Here is a 742-nt window from a genome sequence, read left to right on the forward strand (position 1 = left end):
GGCCAGGAAGTCGGCGGCGAACTGCTCGCCGAGTCGGTCAAACAGGGTCTGCGCAAGGTCGATGCGCTGGTGGCCGAACTGCAGCGTTCGCTGCAGGCCGAACGCCTCGAAGAGCCGGCGTAACGACGCAAGGGCTTGGCGTGGATGGCCGCGGCGCCACCCGCGTTAAGCCCTGCGGCGCAGGCTTCGCCCTTCGATGCTGTGCAGCGCCTTGCGCGCAGTGTCGATGAAAGGCAGCACGATCAGGCTGTACAGGCTCTGGTAGCGATGCGCATCGCGTTCGGCGGTGCCGAAGCTGAGCGGCTCCGGGGTGTGCGTGGTGGTGTAGAGCGTGCCGAACATCCAGTCCCAGATCGACAGGTTGGTGCCGAAGTTCTTGTGGAAGTGGTGCGGGGCATCGCTGTGGTGGATCTGATGCTGCGCCGGACTGTTGAGCAGGTGTTCCAGCCTGGGCCCGAAGGAGAGCCAGATATGCGTATGACGCAGATTGGCCGCCAGGCAGTTGAAGATGAACACCAGGTAGGTCACGCCGAACAGCGTGTAGCGGCTGATCTCGACCCCGCACAGATACCAGAACGTCCCGGAGTAGGCGCCCAGCAGTACCAGCGTCAGCAGGCTGTCGGCGAGCTTTTCCACGACATGCACACGGCTGGCAGTAAGCGGCACCAGTACGGGCGCGACGTGGTGAACCTTGTGGAACTCCCACAACCAGCGCGAGTGGAAGGCGCGGTGCGTCCAGTAG

General features: G+C 64.2%; 1 protein-coding gene. It reads right to left on the minus strand.

Annotated features, from left to right (window positions below):
• Window positions 1-165: 165 nt before the first annotated feature.
• A partial coding sequence (locus tag GYB81_RS23630) for a sterol desaturase family protein (protein WP_161897985.1) occupies window positions 166-742 on the minus strand: 577 nt, incomplete at its 5' end.

The organism is Pseudomonas yangonensis (assembly GCF_009932725.1).
Taxonomy (GTDB): domain Bacteria; phylum Pseudomonadota; class Gammaproteobacteria; order Pseudomonadales; family Pseudomonadaceae; genus Aquipseudomonas; species Aquipseudomonas yangonensis.